We start from the raw sequence: 890 nt of genomic DNA on the forward strand, positions 1-890 counted from the left end.
GTCGAGCACGAACGTCAGCGCCCGCCCGCTGCGGCCCTGGAGCCAGTTGGCCACGTCGCCGGTCAGCAGCCACCGGTCACCGCCGAGCATGCCCAGCACCAGCGCGCCCGCCAGGAGGGCCGCGCAGACGGCGACGACGGCCAGGAAGGCGGCCCGCGAACGGGTCGCGCCCGTGCGCACGGCCGGCGGCTGCCGGGTCGGGCCCGCGTCGCGGTAACGGCGGGCCAGCCACACCATGACCGCCGCGCCGAGCACCGTCGTCACCACGCCGGGCGGCACCTCGACGCCCGCGCCCCCGCCCAGCACGGCCCGCAGCGCGATGTCGGAGCCCAGCACGACCAGCACCCCGGCCAGCCCCGTCAGGGGCAGCAGCACGCGGTGCCGGTGCAGGCCGGGAATCGAGCGGGGCAGCAGCCGTACGATCACCGGCGCGCACAGCCCGACGAACCCGATGGGCCCCGCGATCGTCACCGCCGCGGCCGACAGCAGCACGGCCAGCAGCGTCAGCCACAGGCGCAGCCGCCGCACGTTCACGCCGAGCACGATCGCGGTGTCGTCGCCCAGGCCGAGGATGTCCAGCCGGGGCCCGGCCAGCACCGCCGCGCCCAGGGCGAGCGCGATCACCGGGCCGAACCTGGCGACGGCGTCCAGGTCGCTCTGCACGAGCGAGCCGCTGCCCCAGGCGAACAGCCCGGTCGTCTCCTGCTCGAAGAGGATCATGAACAGGTTGGTCAGCGAGCTGAGCGCCAGGGCCGTGGCCGACCCGGCCAGGATCAGCCGGGTGGTGCCGCTGCGCCCGCCCGCCGACAGCGCCAGCACCAGCGCGGCCGCGGCCAGCCCGCCGAACAGCGCGAGCCCGCCCGTCACCGGCAGCGGCAGCACCAGCCCGA

Annotated in this window: 1 protein-coding gene; it reads right to left on the reverse strand. The window is 76.9% G+C overall.

Translation table 11 applies throughout. The features are described from left to right. On the reverse strand, window positions 1-890 hold an 890-nt coding region (locus ABD844_RS39110), incomplete at both ends, for an iron chelate uptake ABC transporter family permease subunit (RefSeq protein WP_344889873.1).

Source organism: Nonomuraea antimicrobica, assembly GCF_039536965.1.
Lineage (GTDB): Bacteria > Actinomycetota > Actinomycetes > Streptosporangiales > Streptosporangiaceae > Nonomuraea > Nonomuraea antimicrobica.